Annotated in this window: 1 protein-coding gene; it reads left to right on the top strand. The window is 31.0% G+C overall.

The features are described from left to right. A partial coding sequence (gene sigK, locus RR062_06170) for an RNA polymerase sporulation sigma factor SigK (protein ID MEG2027285.1) occupies positions 1-681 on the top strand: 681 nt, incomplete at its 5' end. Positions 682-687: the final 6 nt, after the last annotated feature.

The following is a 687-nucleotide window of genomic DNA, read 5'->3' as shown; positions in this document are numbered from 1 at the left end:
CGTTTTCTGTTCTTTAAAAAAGAAGAAACACAAGTGTTTTATATGCAAGGGAGTGATGTATTACCAAAACCATTAGATAAAGAAGAAGAATTAAAAGCATTAATTGCTTTAGAAGATGGTGATGAAGAAGCACGTAATACATTAATCGAACATAACTTACGATTGGTGGTGTATATCGCTAAGCGATATGAAACCAATCCCATCTTTATGGAAGATTTGATAAGTATTGGTAGTATTGGACTAATAAAAGCAGTGAATACTTTTAAACGAGATAAAAACATCAAACTTGTTACGTATGCTTCACGTTGTATTGAAAATGAAATTTTAATGTTTCTACGTAAAAAAAGTCGACGTAAAAATGAAATAAGTTTTGATGAACCTTTAAATGTTGACTATGATGGTAATGAACTTTTATTATCTGATATATTAGGAACACCTGATGATCTTGTCACAAAAGAGTTTGAACGTAATGAAAATAAACGAGAACTATTAAAAGCGATGGGTTGTTTAAAAAGTAGAGAACGTCAAATCCTACAAATGCGCTATGGCATAGAACATGAGGAATTAACCCAAAAAGATATTGCAAAGCGGTTAGGGATTTCACAATCATATATTTCAAGGTTAGAAAAACGGATTATTCATAAACTAAAGGTTCAAATGAGTCAAAACCACAACTACTGATGATAC

The organism is Clostridia bacterium (assembly GCA_036654455.1).
GTDB lineage: Bacteria > Bacillota > Clostridia > Christensenellales > CAG-314 > JAVVRZ01.
Note: the sequence above shows the minus strand (reverse complement) of the source record. Positions and strands in the feature narration are given on the sequence as shown.